Below are 19,032 nucleotides of genomic sequence, written 5' to 3'. Positions count from 1 at the left end.
AAATTGTCAATAGTTTTTTCTGTTTTTATTTGATTTCATCACCATATAATTTAAAATAAATATTATAATTTGTTTTTACCTTTTTAACATATTTATCTGTTTCCCCGAAAGGTATTACATTTAATGTTTTTCCATCGCTAGAGTATTCTTTATCATCAAGCCATTTTTGTACATTTCCACGTCCACCATTGTAAGCTGCCAACACCAAGTCTATATTTCCATTAAATTCAGTGTTTAAATTATTAATATACCAACATCCCATAGCAATATTAATTTCACTTTCATATAATTTTTCCACATCAAAATCTTTTAATTTCATATTTTCTGCAATCCACAATGCAGTATCAGGCATTATCTGCATAAGCCCATAGGCACCTTTTGGAGAAACAGCGTTTCCATCAAAATTACTTTCTGCCCTAATTACAGCTGCAACCAAACAAGGATCCACATTATACCTTTGCGAATACTTAACTATTTGATTTCCATATTTTATAGGGTAAAAGCTTTTAAAAATGCTTTTAATGTTAATCACTATAATAACCAAAAAAATTAAGATTAAGATTTTTATAATTTTTTTAAATTTCATCACTTCACTCCTAACCTTTCTAACTTCCTAATAATCAAATCTAGTTGTAATTTTGTATTTTCAATACTCCCGCCATTATCAATAACAAAATCTGCAAATTTTTTCTTTTCATCTATTGGCATTTGAGCTCTTATTCTATCCCATGTTTCGTCTATTTTTAAAGCATCTCGATTCATAACCCTTTGTACTTGAATGTCACTACTCACCCACACTAAAATAGTTACATCCATACTAGTATGAAAATTGTTTTCTATTAAAGTAGGTGCATCTAAAAAGCAAAATTGCAAATTGCCTTCTTCGTACATTTTTATTCTGTCTTGTATTTCTTTTTTTATAAACGGCATCATTATACTTTCAAGCTTTTTTCTGCGATTATCACCCTTAAATATATAGTTTCCAAACTCTTTCCTATTAAGATTACCTTCACTGTCAAAAAACTCATACCCGAATTCCCCTTTAATTCTACTTATCATCTCAGGATATATTATAAAAACCTCTCTAGCTACAATGTCTGCATCAACAACCGGAAGACCCTTCTCTATTAGCATATTAGTTATTGTGCTCTTTCCACTACCGATTCCACCTGTTATCCCAACCCTTAGCGTTTTCAACTATTTTGCCTCATACCAAGTTTCTCCAATGCTTATTTCTACTTCTAGTGGAACTGAAAGTTTAACTACATTTTCCATCTGTTCCTTAACCAAATACTCAACTTGCTTAAGCTCATCCTTATATACATTTAGTATTAATTCATCGTGTACTTGGAGAATTAAAGTGCTCTTTAATCCCTCCTGCTTTAATTTATCAAACACATTTATCATAGCAAGTTTAATAATATCTGCTGCACTTCCTTGTATCGGTGTATTCATAGCAAGCCTTTTACCAAAGGACTTCACAATTTTGTTTGTTGAATTTATTTCATAGATAAATCTTCTTCTATTCATTATTGTAGTAACACTATTATTTTTCTCAGCTTCAACCACTATATCCTCCATGTATTTTTTAACATTTGGATATCTTTCAAAATATGTTTCTATGTATGCTTTAGCTTCTTTTCTAGATATATTTAAGTCTTTTGCTAAGCTAAATTCTCCAATGCCATATACTATTCCAAAGTTTACAGCTTTTGCATTACTTCTCATAAGCGCCGTAACTTCTCCTATCGGTACATTAAATACCTCTGAAGCAGTTTTAGTATGAATATCACAATGTTTAATGAAAGCCTCAATTAAATTTTCATCCCCTGCTATATGAGCTAATACTCTAAGCTCTATCTGTGAATAATCCGCAGATAAAATAACACACTGATCATTGTGTGGTATGAATACTTTTCTTATAGCTCTACCCATTTCATGTCTTATAGGGATATTTTGCAAATTAGGTTCAGTACTTGATAGTCTTCCTGTTGTTGTAACTGTTTGTGTAAAGTTTGAATGTATTCTACAATCTGTATCAATTACTGCTTGTAGCCCCTCTATATAAGTAGAAAAAATCTTTGTTAACTGTCTATACCTTGTAATTTCTGTGATAATGGGATGCTTATCTGCTAGCGCCTCTAAAACCTCAGCATTAGTTGAATATCCTGTTTTTGTTTTCTTTATAACAGGTAAATCTAACTTTTCAAATAATATCTTGCCTAGTTGCTTTGGAGATTTAATATTAAATTCTTCTCCAGATAAAACAAAAATAGTGCTTTCCATTTCTTTTATATCTTGAGCGAATTTTATGCCAAGTTCCTCTAATCTATCCTTGTCTATTGTAAATCCTTCTGCCTCCATATATGATATAGCTTCTGTTAATGGTTGCTCCACATCATATAGCAGTTCTTCCATTTTGTACTCTTCAATCTTCTTTTCTAAGATTTCATAAAGCTCTTTTAGTAATGCTACTTTATTAATCTCTCTTTCATGACCCTCGCCTATAATACAGATTCTAAGAATTTTATCTATAAGAGTTTCCAGGCTATACTCCTTTTTAGCTGAATCGAGCAAATAAGCCCCAAGTTCTGTATCAAATTTTACCCCTTGTAACTTAATGCCTTTTTTATTAAGTGCAGTGTAAGCATTCTTTACGCCGTGACTTACCTTTTTAATATCATTACTCTCAAGTATAGTTTTCAAATAACTTATAGATTTTTCTTCATCTTCATTAAATAAATCAGTAACCATAATCAAATAGTTTTTTCCCTTATAATTAAAATATATGTTATTTACGCTAATTTTAGAAAACACACTAGAATCTGCAATATCAAAAGTTATATAAATAGTCTCTTTAATTTCACTAATAACTTCCAGAAGCTTCGACAATTTATCTATTACCGTAAAATCCGCAGAAAATGTTTCTTCGATTGAATCCTCATCATCTGGTATTTTCCCTATTAAAGATTTAAATTGTAATTTGTAGAATAAATCTTTTACAGCCCGTACATCATATTTTTCTTTTGATTTAATTGAACTTAATTCCATTTCCATAGGCACACATGTAATAATAGTAGCTAATTTTTTACTGAAAATAGCCTGTTCACTATAAGCAGTTAAATTTTCCACAAGTTTTTTACCACTAATCTTATCAATATTCATAAGAAGGTTTTCTATACTCTTATACTCTTTAATTAGCTTATAAGCAGTTTTTTCACCAATTCCTGGTACACCTGGAATATTATCAGAAGCGTCCCCCATTAGCCCTTTTACATCTATAAATTCTGTAGGAGTTACTCCAAACTCTTCTATTATTCGATTTCTATCATATATTTCCTTTTGTGACATTCCCTTTTTGTTTATTACAACTTTAACATTATCTGTGGCAAGCTGGAGTGCATCTCTGTCTCCTGTTATTATAAAAACTTCAAGTCCTTGTTTTTCTGCAAATACAGATAATGTTCCTATTAAATCATCTGCTTCAAAGCCATCTAATTCAAAAATATCTATAGCCATTTTCTCTAAAAGTTCCCTAACTAGAGAAAACTGATCGCGGAGCTCATCAGGCATTTTTTTTCTACCTGCCTTATAATCTTTATATTCTTCATGACGAAAAGTAGGCGCCTTCCTATCAAATGTTGTAACAATATAATCTGGCTCAAACTCTTCCTTCATCTTTAAAAGCATATTTGTAAAACCATAAACTGCATTAGTGTATATGCCATCCGAATTTGTTAGGGCTGGTAATGCATAAAAAGCTCTATACATAAGACTATGGCCATCTAAAATTAATAGTCTTTCCTTAGACATTGTAAATCCCTTCTTTCTAGTATGTTTATATATTGTGCTATATTCTACATTATAATATACTTCGTCAATAAAAACATCAACGATTTAAATAAAATGAAGGCAGATACAAATGTACCTGCCGCCAAAATTATTTTTTCTTATCGATAACAGTTACGTCGCAGGTCGCCTTATACCCTCCATCTAGTGAAGTAACCGTCACTTTAGCCTTTCCGGTAGATATTCCAATTACTGAAATACTCTTTCCATTTTTCTCAATAATTTTTATTATCGAACTGTCACATTTCCAAATTACATCCTTAATATCTGAATTTCCCGGTCCAACTAAAGCTGTTAATTTTTCATTTTTGCCTACTTTTATAATTATATCCTTTTTATTTATTCTAACTTTATTAACCGGCTTACTTACAACAGCAACAGTACATTCGTCCTTGTAATTCCCGTCATCGGTTGTAGCACTTATTTTAGCTAACCCAATTTTATGTCCTGTAACCTTTCCATTATTATCAACTGACGCCACTAAAGTATCACTTGATTTCCACGATACTTTTTTATTTGTTGCATTGCCAGGTAGTAATGTTGCCTCTAAGGTTTCACTCATCTTAGGGCCAATGCTAAAATAAGCTTTTTCAAGTGATATTCCAGTCACCGGAACCTCTTGCTTTATTGATGATGATAATATATTCCAATTTCTTGCTGAAGATGGTGTTATAGTCTTATTATCTTTAACATATTTCATCATTAAACTTCTAACCTGACCATCATCACCTAGAGCCTTAGCTGAATTATAAGTAACTAAAGATGTATCAACGCTACTTATTCCAGCAGCAGCCATGAATCCTCCGCCGCCGTTGTATCTATAGTTGTTTATTGCAACTGTAAATACATCTGAATCCTTAATCACTCTTCCATTAAACTTTAAGTTCTTAATTCTGTTTCCAGATATCATTTTTTTAGTAACTGAATCAATTGCTCCTGCTGGCTCTGTTAAGTCGATGTCATAACTTGCTCCGTACAATTGATCCAAGTTATAATCTGCAATATTAAGATCTGCGTCCTTAACTATTGGATCTGTTGAACCTGATGTTCGTTTGTAGTATCTTACTGTATATTCAATCCAATCTTTTATTTGTTTTCCATTCATCTTCACTCCATAAAGAAAATTCTCGTATACATATACGCCCATAATATCTTTAATAGTAATATCACCCTTTGGAATATATGATGATAAACTTAGTGGAGCTGCTATTGAGAGTTGTGTTCCAGCTGCACCAGCTTGAACTTTGTTTATTAACTCCATTATTTCAGTTGGTTCAGTAATTTGCTTATTGCCTTTATATTCTCCCTTAGATTGTCCAAGTATTGTTGAAGTATATTCTAAAGTTTTAGCTTGATATGGTGCAATTAAAGCTGTTATATCATGATCTTCAGCGATAGTGTCCATAGCTACATTTTTAGTAGTTAATCCTGTAACAATTCCTGCAGCATTAACCGCTATATCAATTTGTGAAACGTTTTGTGCCCATTTACCTGGTTCTAATATTGGAACCACTTTGCCTTCTGGATTTTTTAAATTGATGTCATTTAAAGTACTATGCGCATGTCCTGCAACTATAGCATCTATCCCACTTACTTGAGTAGCCAATGCCTTAGCTTGATTTTCCGGAATAATATCTGCTACTCCTTCTTCTCCAGTATGTGCAGCTACTATTATTACATCTGCTCCATCTGCCTTTACTACTGGAACCCATTTTTTAGCTTCGTCTACTAAATCATTAAAATGTAATCCATCATAATGAGCTGGATCCTCCCAACTAGATATAGTTTTTGTTGTAAGTCCAAGTACCGCTACGCTAATTGTTTTGCCATTAACTACAAAAGACTTCATAGTATATGGTTTAACAAAATTTTTATTATCAGCTTTGTAAGTATTAGCAGATAACACGTCGATACCTTGATCCTTCGCATCATCCTTAATTCTATTTAATACTTCAAGTCCATAGTTAAATTCGTGATTCCCTAGAGTCCAGCTGTCATATCCCATTGCTCCCATAACTGCTGACATTGGATAAGTTGTGGTTTTATCTATCATATTATAGTAATAAGCAAGTGGAGTTCCTTGAATAGTGTCTCCATTATCTATTAACATAACATTTGGATTAGTTGCTCTTAAGCCCTTAACATAAGTTGAAACCTTTGCGAGTCCCTGTCCTTTTGAAGGCGCTGCATTTGTTCCATAATCAAAGTTTAGAACATTTCCGTGTACATCTGAAGTTGCTACTACTGAGATAGTTGCTTCAGTATCTACATCTTTCATTTGATTGTCTATTCTATTTTTCATTACAACTGTCATCTTGCCCTTATCTCTAACATCAGCATTTAAAGCGTCTCTTACATTTTCATGCGAATCTACTAAACTAGCTACTATCTCAGGTGCTAAGAATCCTGTAAATGTGTCCCCTCCAGTAGCAACAAAATCTGGTGCATTTACTTTTAGTGTGTCTGTATCCTTAACAACTGTGCCATTGCTTTCTCTTATCATGCTAAGGACCCTTTGACCTGGTATTTCTGGTGTTGTGACTGTCCCATTTGCATCTACTACAGCTGGTTTATACGACGGTTTTGAAGAATCATATACAAATTTAACTCCAGAAATTTGTATTCCTTTGCCATCATTTTGAACAGCTTGTTCAAAAATGAATTTTAGCTGTGCCCCCGTCATGATTGTAGTACAAATCGTATTATCAAATGGCATTATATTAAATATTGTTCCAACAGTTATATCGCCTGATGGAATTGGACTTAATCTAATCCCTCCGTTATTCACCATTCCCACCTCTGCTGGTGATTTTGAATAGTTCTTTACAACATCTGCCATCCAATTTCCAAGTTGAGATTCTCCATAAGGTGAGTCAACTTGGCTCTTAGTTAAAGCATTGTCATTAGTTCCAATTACTTCATTAAATATTGGAAGTAATGACGTACTTGCATCATCAACAATTTTCTTACAATCTGGGTCTGTTGCTGATGTAGTTGTCACTGTAAGTCCTTTCCAGTTTGAACCTTTAGGTGAGAAACCTACTATTTTGTTTGTAGAGTCTACAGTAATCTTTAAATTTATAAAACCTTTACCAGTAGCCGCTGCTATTAATGTAGGTACGTCCAACCCATCTGCATCTTTGTTTACAACATCACCAATACTATGTGTATGTCCACCAAATACCGCATCTACGCCATGTAATTTATTAACCATAGTATTAAGCGATGAACCACCATCATGTACATCTGCTAGTACTATATCAGCTAGATTTCCATCTCTGATTTCCTTTGCAACTATATTAATTTCTGTAGCTGGGTCCCTAAAATCAAAAGGATCTACTAAAGCTGGCATAATTATACCTGGAGCTTCCTTAAGTATTGCTCCTATTACTGCTATTTTAACACCATCCTTAGTAATTATCTTATAAGGCTGATATGGTCTATTGCTTGTCCCTTTTTTATACATATTAGCACAAACAATGTTGTAATTTGCACCAATCATAGTTTCAGTATTAATTATATCAAGTCCCCAATCAAACTCATGATTGCCTAAAGCTGTAACTTCCATTCCCATATTTGATAACACCTTTTGAACTGGAACTCCTCTTAGTACATTAGAGGTGGGTGTTCCTTGATATAGATCTCCTCCACCAATGATAAGTGTTCTTCCAGGATTTGCAGTTTTCACGTCTTTAACTACTTTTGCTAATGCAGCTCCTACAGGTTTTGTATTAGTTGAATCCAAAAGTTGTCCATGAAAATCTGTAATTTCTACTATATCAAATGTTTTATTTGTAGCATTAACTGGAGCTACTGATGGAGACGTTACTTGTCCAATTCCTAGAGTAAATGCATTTGGTTCCAAGCTCTTTCTGGCAACGGTTACATTTGTCGATGTATCAATTCCAGCCGCCTCTACAATTTTAGTTCCAATAACACCGTTAAAATTAAATAATATTAATGCTAACGATAGTATCCAGCTAAGTATTCTTTTCTGTTTCTTTCTAAGCAATGAAATCCCTCCTTATTTTGTTATTCCTCCTTTTAGACTTTTAAATAAAATCTAAAAATTAATGTTTAATATATACAACTTACTTTTGATTTTAGCATTATGTGGCTATTAATTCAATATATTACTTCTATTATAAATAGTTTTATTTATGTAATTTTATTTCAACACATTAATACTTAACATAAAACCTTTATCTATTAAGATATAAAATTTATTAATAAAAATATACTATAACTATTGCATTAATTATAAATATATGTTAGAATTCATATTGTCAGACATGCCGAAGTGGTGGAACTGGCAGACGCGCTGGACTCAAAATCCAGAGGTAGCAATACCGTGCGGGTTCGATTCCCGCCTTCGGCACCATAAGGCTTTCAAGTATTTCTTGAAAGTCTTTTTTTATGCCTAAAATGGCAAAAAGGTGACACAAAACTTTTATTGTTTTTTAATATAAACGTTGCCTATTAACATATCTTTTAATTTTTAATAGTCTTTTATATTTAAAATAAATTTCTTTCAAAGAAATAAAAACTGTATTGGAATTTCCCAATACAGTTTTTATTTTTTATTTCTGATATTTTATTCTTTCTGTTTCATAAAGATTATTGCCTTTGGTGTCTATTATAACCACAGCCGGAAAATCCACTACCGTCAGTTTACGAACGGCTTCTGGACCCAAATCTTCAAAAGCAATAATTTCGCATTCTTTTATTGTATTAGCAATAAGAGCTCCAGCTCCTCCTATTGCAGCAAAATAAATTGCGCCATTTTTCTGCATTGAATCTACTACAGTTTGACTTCTAAGCCCTTTCCCAATCATTCCAGTAAGACCTAGTTGAAGCAATGGAACAGTCAAATCATCCATTCTATAACTAGTAGTTGGACCAGCAGAACCTATTACATTTCCAGGTTTAGTTGGAGCAGGTCCCACATAGTATATAATGGCATCTTTAGGATCAAAAGGTAACTCATCCCCATTATTAATTGCGTCTACTAGTCTCTGATGAGCTGCATCTCTACCTGTATACATGGTTCCTGATATTAAAACACTATCTCCCGATTTTAAATCCTTCAACTTCTCCTGTGTTAAAGGAGTAGATATATGTTTGATTTCCATCTTTTCCCCTCCCTATATAATTGTTACTGCATGTCTTGCCACATGACAGTTAATATTTACTGCCACAGGTAATCCAGCAATATGTGTTGCAAAAGCTTCCACATTTACAGCAAGGGCTGTGGTATTTCCCCCTAGTCCTTGAGGTCCTATGCCTAGTGCATTAATTTGTTCTAGTAAAGTTAATTCAATTTCTTTTAAATGCTCTGTTTCATTATGGCTACCAATATCTCTTGTTAAGGCCTTCTTGGCAAGATACATTGCCTTATCAGATGTGCCACCAATTCCAACACCTACAACAATAGGTGGACATGGATTTGGACCTGCAAGTGAAACGGCTTCTACAACAAAATCAAGTACACCTGCTAAACCATCTGATGGTTTAAGCATTTTTAATCTACTCATATTCTCACTGCCAAAACCTTTTGGGGCTATAGTTACTTTGACTTTATCCCCTGGTACAATATCATAATATATCACAGCCGGAGTATTATCCCCTGTATTTTTTCGTTTTAAAGGATCTTCTACAACAGATTTTCTTAAAAATCCCTCTTTATATCCACGTCGTACACCTTCGTTAATGGCATCTGTAATATTTCCGCCGATTAACTGAACTTCTTGACCTACTTCTACAAATACTACAGCCATACCTGTATCCTGACAAATTGGTACTTGATCAGTTTTTGCAATTTCAGCATTTTTCAACAAATTGGCTATAATATCTCTTCCTACCGGAGATGTTTCTTCCTTTTGGAATTTATGAAAGGCATCTAATACGTCTTCTCCCACATAAAAATTAGTCTTTATACTCATATCTTTTAAAGCATTTTCAATTTCTTTTACATCTACTTTACGCATGAATCCACAACTCCTTCCAAATATTTTTCTTGTAAAAGCTGTTCAAAAATTTTGAACAGCTTTTATTATTATTATTATATTCTAGCTACTCCAGATTTTCTAGCAGCTTCCATAACAGCTTCAGCTACGGCTTTTGCAACTCTTGGATCAAATGGTAGTGGAATAACATAGTCTTCATTTAAATCTTCATCACTCACAAGCTCCGCTAAAGCATTTGCTGCGGCAATCTTCATCTCATTATTGATATCACTTGCTCTAACATCTAATGTACCTCTAAATATTCCTGGGAATGCTAATAGGTTGTTTATTTGATTTGGAAAATCTGATCTTCCAGTACCAACAACTCTTGCACCGGCTTCTTTTGCTAAAGATGGTAAAATTTCAGGTACTGGATTAGCCATAGCAAATAGTATAGAATCTTTCGCCATAGTCTTTACCATATCTTGGCTTACTTGGTTAGCATCCGATACTCCTATGAACACGTCCGCTCCAACAATAACTTCCTTTAATGTACCACGTACTTTTTCTTTATTTGTAATCGTTGCCATCAAAGTTTTTTCTCCACCTAAATTTTCTCTTCCTTCATAGATGGCACCTTTTCTATCACAAAGAATAACATTTTTTGCTCCCATACTCATTAATAATTTTGCACAAGCAATACCTGCAGCTCCTGAACCGTTTACTACAACTTTAACATCCTGCATATTCTTCTTTACTAATTTTAGAGCATTAATTACACCAGAAGCAACAACAATAGCTGTTCCATGTTGATCATCGTGGAAAATTGGGATATCACATACTTCTTTTAGTTTCCTTTCGATTTCAAAACATCTAGGTCCACTTATATCCTCTAAATTAATACCACCAAAACTACCTTGAAGTAAACTAACCGTTCTTACAATTTCATCAACATCTTTAGTTTTTAGACATAAAGGAAAAGCATCAACATCTCCAAATGCTTTGAATAGTACACATTTACCTTCCATTACTGGCATTGCAGCCTCTGGTCCTATATCACCTAAACCTAAAACGGCAGTACCATCTGTTATAACGCCTACAAGGTTCCATCTTCTTGTAAGCTCATATGATAAATCTATATTTTTTGAAATTTCAAGACAAGGCTCTGCAACCCCCGGTGTATAAGCTATTGAAAGATCTTCCTTAGTTTTTACTGGCACTGCAGAAATCACCTCAATTTTACCTCTCCATTGTCTATGTAATTTCATTGCTTCTTCTTTAATATTCATATTTTTCATTCTCCTTTTTTGTTTTATTCTTTATTATGACAATAACTATTTTAATATTTCCTACCGACATAACCCAATATAATTTTATGAAGAATTCAACATGCTAATTATGTATTTTACTGTTCATATCACCACCTTTAAATCTACTACGTCAATTGATTTTATAAATATTAACTCTATTTTTGTTACGAAAAATAAATACTCTTATTCATAGTAAAAATCAAACTAAATAATATTATTTATCATTTTCTCTTCCATGGGTATAATGGGGCAGTAGTACAGGAGAAATCTTGTCTGTATTCACACCGTTTTCCTCAAGGCTTTTGTGGTATTCTTTAACATGGTCAAGGCTCAGTTCTTTTACTTTAACCACTTTGCACTTTTCACCTGCATGGAACCCTGTCCTACGTCCGAAAACAATAATATCTAATAGTGAATTACCCATCAATCTGTTTCTACCGTGTATCCCTCCTGAAGCTTCTCCTGCCACATAAAGGTTTTCTACCTTGGTTTGACCGTTTTCATCAATTAAAAGTCCTCCGTTTTGGTAATGAAGGGTAGGATATACGAGAATTGGCTCTTTTCTCATATCAATACCAAATTTTTGATACATCCTCAGCATGGCAGGAAGTCTTTTCTCAATCGTTCCTTCCCCATTGATGATTTCGATTAAAGGAGTATCCAACCATACACCCTTTACCCCTAAAGGTGTCTCAATACCATTATTTCTTACATGACATTCTCTAATGATTGCAGATGTTTCCACATCTCTTGTTTCAAGATGATAAGTAAATTGCTCACCATGGATATTTAGAGGTGTTGCCCCTAAACTACGGACCTTCTCCGTAACAAGTGCCCCAAAAATTTGAGAAGGGTATGCTACCCCAGTAGGGTGATACTGCACAGCATCTGCGAAGACAAGTTCTGCTCCGGCTCTGTATCCCAAAACAAGTCCATCCGCTGTTGCACCATAATGATTTGATGTTGGAAAACCCTGATAGTGAAGTCTTCCAGCACCTCCCGTGGTTATAATAACTGTTTTAGCCCTTGCGATTAAATATTCCTCTGTTTCAAGATTGAATAATACGGCTCCAGCAGCTTTACCATCCTTGTCTAATAGGATCTCCACAGCAGGTGAAAATTCCACCACTTCAATCCCTTTGTTAATCACTTCATCCCTAAGCACACGCATGATCTCAGCTCCCGAATAGTCGGCAGCGGCGTGCATCCTCTTTCTCGAGGTTCCACCTCCGTGGGTAGTAACCATTGTGCCATCCTCTTCTTTATCAAACATTACCCCAAGGTCATTTAACCATTTGATTGCTCCCGGAGCATCCTTTACAAGGGCATTAACAAGTTCTTTTTTGTTAGTAAAGTGTCCGCCACCCATTACATCCATGTAGTGTTTCGCAGGAGAATCTTCTGGCTTATCAGCAGCCTGGATCCCCCCTTCGGCCATCATCGTATTAGCGTCACCGAAACGTAATTTTGTGGTAATCAATACATTGGCGCCTTTTTTGTGAGCCTCTAGGGCTGCCGATGCTCCAGCTCCTCCCCCACCTATTATCAACACATCCACGTCATAGTTTACTTTAGTTAAATCCATGTCCAGATCTTGAAGTCTACTTTTAGCTTCAATAATATCCGCCAACTCTAGGGGAACCTTTGATCCTTTGTTTGGCCCTAAACTTAGATTTTTGAATTCATTATCTCTATAATCAGGATAATTTTCCTTTAATATATCTTCTTTTTCTTGGGGACTCATTCTCGGAAACTGAACTCCCAATCTTTGGGAACGGGTGGCCTCTACCTTCTTTATTAGCCCCCTCATTTCTGCTGTATACATTTAAATACCTCCCTGGTAAAACTATATTTTTATGTAATTCTAAGCTAATTTTTACGTTTCAATATCCCTTGTATTGTATAATCCCTTTAATTCATCAACATTTTTAGCCATTAGTTCTCTCAATGAATCATCATGCATGCCTTCTTTAATATGTTGTACCCTCTCTGTCAAATGTTCTGTTTCATGGGCAATGTATTTACCTGTAAGCCGGCGTGCAATCACCCCTACTTGGTAATGAGTTATATTGGCAGGACACCTAGAAGCACAGATTCCGCACATAACACAGTCGAAAGATTCATGGGCACATTTCTCAATGTCTCCTCTTTGGGCATAGGCAATATACTGCATAACATTAAGGTCCTGGGGGCATCCCTTCGTACAAGAGTTACATCCAATGCAGCTGTATATTTCAGGATAAAGCTTCATCATTGTATCAGCCGTCGGCTCTAATTCATTCATATCATATAATTTTTTGTCTCCAGGAAAGAATGGCAATTGAGTAAGATACATACCATCTTCAACCTTGGTTTGACATGCTAAACATACCTTTAATTCTTTCTTACCTTTAATTCTATATATCGTGGCACAGGCACCGCAAAAGCCCGACCTACATCCACATCCTCTAACTAATTGATACCCTGCATATTCCATTGAATCCATGATTGTAAGGCTTGAAGGTACAGAGTACTTTTTATTTAATATATATATTTCCACCATTTCTTTATTGGACATTTTATATGCCTCCTTTGTTTATACCTAATATCTAATGGGTTAAACTGTTTTAGTGTTTACATTAATATTCATCGGGAAGTTGATCTATTTCATCGCATCTAAATACAGGACCATCTTTACACACATATTTATCTCCGATGTTACAACGTCCGCATTTCCCTACGCCACATTTCATCTTTAATTCCAATGTGGTGTATACCTGATCCTTCTTAAATCCCATTTCTTCAAGCGTTTGAAGAACAAATTTAATCATAATAGGCGGTCCACATACCAAAGCCACTTTATTTGTGCTAAATCCAATCTCTTTAATATAACTGGGAACAAATCCTACATGTCCTTCCCATCCCTCGACTTCTCGATCAACCGTCAAATAAACGTCTGTATTAGACCTTGATGGCCAATTTTCAAAGATGTCTTTTGTCTGGACAAGATCTCCAGGCGTTCTTGCTCCATATAAAATATCTACCTTTCCATAATCGTCTCGATTATCCATTACATAGTTTATAACGGAACGAATGGGTGCTAGTCCTATACCCCCACCGATGAAAAGAAGATCTTTTCCTTTTAGCTCATCCTCTACCGGGAAATTATTTCCATATGGTCCTCTAATACCTATTTCACTCCCAACTTCCAAACCATGTAGATATTCTGTAACTACTCCACATCTTTTTACACTAAACTCCATATAACCCTTTTCTGTTGGAGAAGAAGTGATTGAGAAAATCGCTTCTCCAAGTGGAGGAACCGAAATCATCGCACATTGACCTGGCATATGTTCAAATGATTTTCCACCACCAGGTTTTGTAACCCTAAATGTAGTTACATCGTGTGTTTCTTCCCTAATGTCCACTATTTCAGCTAGTTCTGGCATTAAAGGATTTACATGTTTATGTTCATGTACATTACAATTGCAGCTCATTTTGTCCACCACCTAACTTTTTAATTACTTTAACAATATCCAAATGAACTGGACATTTTTCTATGCACCTTCCACATCCAACGCAAGCGTATACACCATTTTGTTTATTTGGATAATAAACAAGCTTATGCATAAACCGCTGTCTGAACCTTTCCTTTTGCGTTTTTCTGATATTTCCATGAGCCATCAGGGTAAAGTCCGAAAACATACATGAATCCCAGCAACGGAATCTTTCTCCAGATGTATCACCCTTAAAGTCACCAATATCGTAACAATGACAAGTAGGACATACATAAGTACATGAACCACAACCTAAACAACGTTCACTAAGTTCTCCCCAAATTTTAGATTCAAATAACTCCTTAAGCTCTCCCGTTATTTTTTTAGGGTCTATATTTGCTAAAGGAAGATTTTTAACTTTCACTTTTGTAGCCTCTTTCAATGCCTTTAATTCACTTATATCCTGCTCCGTTGCATCTTCTAAAATGTCCTTTAATTTCTCCGTTAAGTTTTCACCTTTTGATGTTTGTGGATTCCAAAGTATGCTATCTCCCATATCCCATGTGTTAACATCTACTTCTTTAGAAGCTGTCTGTGGTTCTATTCCAAATGAACTACAAAAGCAAGTTTCCTCTGGATCAAAACAGGCCATAGAAACGATGGTTCCTTTTTCTCGTCTTTCCTCGTATAAAGCATCTACAGGATCAACGAGGAATACATTGTCAAGTAGCTTAAAGCTCGCTGCATCACAATGTCTCACACCAAATAGTACATAGTCCTCTTTCTTTCCTCCTACATTTTCTAGTTCAAGTTTCTTTCCATCTCTTTTAAACTTTAAGTAGGTTTCACTTTGGGGGAAAATAAAACTTTTTGGTGAAATATTAGTTTTCAGTTTTTCTACATTCACCGTATCTCCTTGTTTCCACAGGTTGAAGTTTACATCTCCATCCACTTCAATAGGCAAAAACAATTCATAGGATTTATCAATCATACTAAAAAGCTGCGAAAACTGATTCTTTAATATTTTCTTCATCATTTTTTCCCACCTCCATGCGATGTAAAGGAATCACTATCATCCAGTTTATACATTCCGATTGGGGCTTGTTTAGATGGATCTACCCCTGCATCATATTCACCGTAAAGTTCATTTATATCTTTCATAATTTTACTATTTAATAGGTGAAGTGGGATATTTGCTGGACATACTCTGCTACATTCTCCACAGTCCACACAACGACCACCAACGTGATAAGCCCTAATAATATGATAAAACTGCTCTTCACTATCTAATTTTGCTTTACCTGATACGTCTGCCTTATCATTGTCAAAAATACATTTTACACAATTACATGCAGGACATATATTACGACAAGCATTACATCTTATGCATTTTGAAAATTGAGCAGCCCAAAAATCAGATCGCTGCTTATCTGTTAGGGATTCAAGTTTTTCCACATCTTTAAATCGTTCTAGTGGATCCACTTCTCTCCCTACAAAGTCCGACATCAACTGGTCATATACTACAGGATTCGGCTGTCTACATTTAATGCATTTGTCATATTCAAATTCACTTGCTGAAACCTTCTTTTCACCATCATTTTTCACAAATATAATTTCATCCCCAGATCTTTTCACGCTTAGAATGCCTTTATTTAACCCTCCTTTTTTTACTTTTTCTGGATCAATCATACCAGAGCAACTTACTCCATAGACCACAACCTTCGCGCGGTCTATTCTGTTATCATTTATCAGTTGGTTAAATCCAAGAGAATCGCATCCTTTTAAAAATATACCTACTTTTTTATTGTCCTTTAATTCCTTAAGTAAATATTTACTTAGGTTATTAACACAGAAGCAGTCCCATATTAAAGAATCTACTTTACCCGCTTCTGTAATAAATACGGGATAGGAATCATCAAAGGTATCTCCCTTTTCCCATCCTATAATTTTTTCTACTTCCCCATTTTCTAGGGCAAGTTTTGCGGTCGCTCTTATTTTTTCAGTTATCTTATCCATCTTTCATCCCTCAACTTTCTATTAGGACCAAGTTTATGAACTTTCTCTAATACATCATTCATAACGCTTGAAAATTTTTGTCCCTCTGCTGCTGAAATCCAATCCACTCTAAAACGTTCTTTTTCTATTCCCATAAATACAAGTAAATTTGTCAAAACTGAAAAACGTCGTCTTGTATGATAGTTTCCACTTGTATAATGACAATCCCCTGGATGACAACCGGCAATTACTACGCCGTCAGCTCCATGTTGGAATGCTCTGAGTATGAAGTTTTCACTTACTCTGCATGAGCATGGAACCCGAATAATTTTAACATTGGCAGGATATGCTAATCTGCTTGTTCCTGCTAAATCTGCTCCTGCATAACTACACCAGTTACAACAAAAGGCTACAATTAAGGGTTCAAATTTATTTTCATCTATTCCCTCGATTTTTTCGGCTTCTATCGACATATGGCATCCACCTCCGCTAAAATCTGTTTATTTGTAAATCCTTTAAGATCAATGGCACCAGGGCGACAAGCTACTGTGCATCCACCACAACCTTGGCAAAGTGCTTCATTTACCTTTGCAACTATTTTTGTAATTGTTTTCCCGTTCTCTTTAACTTCAATTGTACTTGATGAAATTGCATCATATGGACATATTTTAGTACACGCAAGGCATCCACTACAAATTGATTCATCTACTTCTGAAACACAAGGATTGTTAACCAATTTATCCTTACTTAATACCCCAATTACCTTTGCTGCTGCAGCACTAGCTTGTGCCACCGTTTCTGGGATATCTTTTGGTCCTTGGCATGCTCCCGCTAAATATATTCCTGCAGAATGAGTTTCCACTGGACGAAGTTTTGGATGAGCCTCTGTAAAGAAATTATTTGTATCTGTACTTATACCTAATATCCTTTTAATTGTAGTTGCATCGTCTTTGGCCTTAGTCGCCGCTGCGAGCACTACTAAATCTGCATCAATTTGAACTGTTTCTCCAGTCGAAGCATCAATAGCATTAACTTGAAGATTCTCTCCATTTGGAAAAACTTTACCAACCATACCTTTAATATAATGAACACCATATTCTTCAACAGCTCTTCGCTGGAACTCTTCAAAGTTTTTCCCTGGTGTACGAACATCAATATAAAAAACATAGGCTTCCATATCGGGATAATGATCCTTGAGTAACATTGCATGTTTTGCTGTATACATACAACAAATTTTAGAACAATAAGGTTTACCCCTAGAAGATTTGTCCCTTGATCCCACACATTGTATAAACACTACTTTTTTAGGCACTCTATGATTCGATGGACACACAAGATGGCCTGCTGTTGGCCCTGCAGCATTTGTTAATCTCTCAAATTCAAGAGATGTAATTACATCAGGGTGCTCACCATACTGATATTCTCCAAATTTATCTAAACCTATAAGATCATAACCTGTGCATACCACTATAGCCCCATATTGTTTTGTCATTTTAGTATCTTCCTGAGAAAAATCAATGGCACCCGCTGTACATACTTTTTCGCAAAGTCCACATTTCCCTGTTTTAAACTTGATACACTGTTCTCTATCTATAACAGGTACGTTTGGCACAGCCTGAGCAAAAGGCATATAAATAGCTCCTCTGTTATTTAAGCCTTCATTAAATTCATTTTTAGCTTTTTTTGAAGGACATTTTTCAGCACAAACGCCACAACCAGTACACTTGTCCATATCTACACTTCGTGTTTTTTGGTTAATGGTTGCTTCAAAGTTTCCCACATATCCCTTAACTGACTCTAGCTCACTGTAGGTGTATATGTTTATATTTGGATGAGACGCCGCATCTACCATTTTCGGTGTTAAAATACAGGCAGAACAATCCAATGTAGGGAATGTTTTATCTAGCTGAGACATTTTCCCACCAATGCTTGGTGACTTCTCAATGATATCCACTTGATAACCAGCCTCAGCAATATCAAGAGCCGTTTGGATTCCTGCAATTCCTCCACCAATAATAAGTGCCCTTTTCGTTACATCTATTTCACCTGGTACAAGTTCGCTATTTAATGTTGCTTTAGCCACTGCAGCCCTAACAAGGGCTATGGCCTTCGGGGTTGCTATCTCTTTATCTTTATGAATCCAAGAACAATGTTCGCGAATATTTGCAACTTCTAATAAATAAGGATTTAATCCCGCTGCCTTTGCCGCTTTTCGAAATGTTGCCTCATGCATTCTAGGAGAACATGATGCTACCACAACTCGATCTAATTTTTGCTCTTTTATCGCATTCTTAATCAAATTCTGGCCTACTTCGGAACACATATATTGATAGTCTTTAGCATATACAACTCCAGGCATTTTTTCAGCTTCTTTTATAACTTTATCAATGTCCACGGTAGCTGCTATATTGCTTCCACACCAACAAACAAAAACTCCAATTTTCTGCAATTTGATTC

Annotated in this window: 14 protein-coding genes and 1 tRNA gene; 1 reads left to right on the top strand and 14 read right to left on the bottom strand. The window is 35.1% G+C overall.

What is annotated here, in order from left to right:
• Window positions 1–25: 25 nt before the first annotated feature.
• From KTC92_RS00500 to KTC92_RS00485, 4 genes are all read right to left on the bottom strand, one after another.
• On the bottom strand, window positions 26–586 hold the full coding sequence (locus KTC92_RS00500; RefSeq protein ID WP_220285972.1) for a lytic transglycosylase domain-containing protein: 561 nt from the start codon (window positions 584–586) through the stop codon (window positions 26–28).
• Window positions 586–1,197 (bottom strand): dephospho-CoA kinase, encoded by a 612-nt coding sequence (gene coaE, locus KTC92_RS00495; protein ID WP_220285973.1) that lies wholly within the window; start codon window positions 1,195–1,197, stop codon window positions 586–588. The genes KTC92_RS00500 and coaE overlap by 1 nt, the downstream gene beginning before the upstream one ends.
• Entirely contained in the window at window positions 1,198–3,813 is a 2,616-nt protein-coding gene (gene polA, locus KTC92_RS00490; protein ID WP_220285974.1) for a DNA polymerase I, read from the bottom strand. It lies immediately after the preceding gene.
• A gap of 127 nt (window positions 3,814–3,940) precedes the next feature.
• Window positions 3,941–7,861, bottom strand: a complete 3,921-nt coding sequence (locus tag KTC92_RS00485) for a 5'-nucleotidase C-terminal domain-containing protein (protein ID WP_220285975.1) — start codon at window positions 7,859–7,861, stop codon at window positions 3,941–3,943.
• 282 nt (window positions 7,862–8,143) lie between these two features.
• Between KTC92_RS00485 and KTC92_RS00480 the strand changes: the two genes are divergently transcribed.
• Window positions 8,144–8,230 (top strand) — tRNA-Leu (locus tag KTC92_RS00480).
• Window positions 8,231–8,429: 199 nt separating this feature from the next.
• Here the strand turns inward: KTC92_RS00480 and KTC92_RS00475 are convergent.
• From KTC92_RS00475 to KTC92_RS00430, 10 genes are all read right to left on the bottom strand, one after another.
• On the bottom strand, window positions 8,430–8,981 hold the full coding sequence (locus tag KTC92_RS00475) for a Fe-S-containing hydro-lyase (protein WP_220285976.1): 552 nt from the start codon (window positions 8,979–8,981) through the stop codon (window positions 8,430–8,432).
• A gap of 12 nt (window positions 8,982–8,993) precedes the next feature.
• The gene (locus tag KTC92_RS00470) at window positions 8,994–9,836 is read right to left on the bottom strand and encodes a fumarate hydratase (protein ID WP_220285977.1); all 843 of its coding nucleotides are present in this window, start codon (window positions 9,834–9,836) and stop codon (window positions 8,994–8,996) included.
• A 74-nt stretch (window positions 9,837–9,910) separates the two neighbouring features.
• Window positions 9,911–11,083, bottom strand: coding sequence for an NADP-dependent malic enzyme (locus tag KTC92_RS00465; RefSeq protein ID WP_220285978.1), 1,173 nt, complete (start codon window positions 11,081–11,083; stop codon window positions 9,911–9,913).
• Between the two features lie 235 nt (window positions 11,084–11,318).
• Window positions 11,319–12,929: an FAD-dependent oxidoreductase gene (locus KTC92_RS00460; RefSeq protein WP_220285979.1), complete on the bottom strand. Its 1,611-nt coding sequence runs from the start codon at window positions 12,927–12,929 to the stop codon at window positions 11,319–11,321.
• Between the two features lie 51 nt (window positions 12,930–12,980).
• On the bottom strand, window positions 12,981–13,661 hold the full coding sequence (locus KTC92_RS00455) for a 4Fe-4S dicluster domain-containing protein (RefSeq protein ID WP_216301756.1): 681 nt from the start codon (window positions 13,659–13,661) through the stop codon (window positions 12,981–12,983).
• Window positions 13,662–13,722: 61 nt separating this feature from the next.
• Entirely contained in the window at window positions 13,723–14,580 is an 858-nt protein-coding gene (locus KTC92_RS00450; protein ID WP_220285980.1) for an FAD/NAD(P)-binding protein, read from the bottom strand.
• Entirely contained in the window at window positions 14,564–15,616 is a 1,053-nt protein-coding gene (locus KTC92_RS00445; RefSeq protein WP_253198054.1) for a 4Fe-4S dicluster domain-containing protein, read from the bottom strand. The genes KTC92_RS00450 and KTC92_RS00445 overlap by 17 nt, the downstream gene beginning before the upstream one ends.
• On the bottom strand, window positions 15,613–16,596 hold the full coding sequence (locus KTC92_RS00440) for a 4Fe-4S dicluster domain-containing protein (RefSeq protein ID WP_220285981.1): 984 nt from the start codon (window positions 16,594–16,596) through the stop codon (window positions 15,613–15,615). The genes KTC92_RS00445 and KTC92_RS00440 overlap by 4 nt, the downstream gene beginning before the upstream one ends.
• Window positions 16,584–17,048: a hydrogenase iron-sulfur subunit gene (locus KTC92_RS00435; RefSeq protein WP_165412857.1), complete on the bottom strand. Its 465-nt coding sequence runs from the start codon at window positions 17,046–17,048 to the stop codon at window positions 16,584–16,586. The genes KTC92_RS00440 and KTC92_RS00435 overlap by 13 nt, the downstream gene beginning before the upstream one ends.
• Window positions 17,039–19,024, bottom strand: coding sequence for a CoB--CoM heterodisulfide reductase iron-sulfur subunit A family protein (locus KTC92_RS00430; RefSeq protein ID WP_220285982.1), 1,986 nt, complete (start codon window positions 19,022–19,024; stop codon window positions 17,039–17,041). Before KTC92_RS00430 ends, KTC92_RS00435 begins: the two co-directional genes overlap by 10 nt.
• Between the last annotated feature and the right edge of the window lie 8 nt (window positions 19,025–19,032).

This window comes from Clostridium sp. CM027, assembly GCF_024730565.1.
Lineage (GTDB): Bacteria > Bacillota > Clostridia > Clostridiales > Clostridiaceae > Clostridium_AD > Clostridium_AD estertheticum_B.
This window is presented reverse-complemented; position numbering and strand designations above follow the sequence as displayed.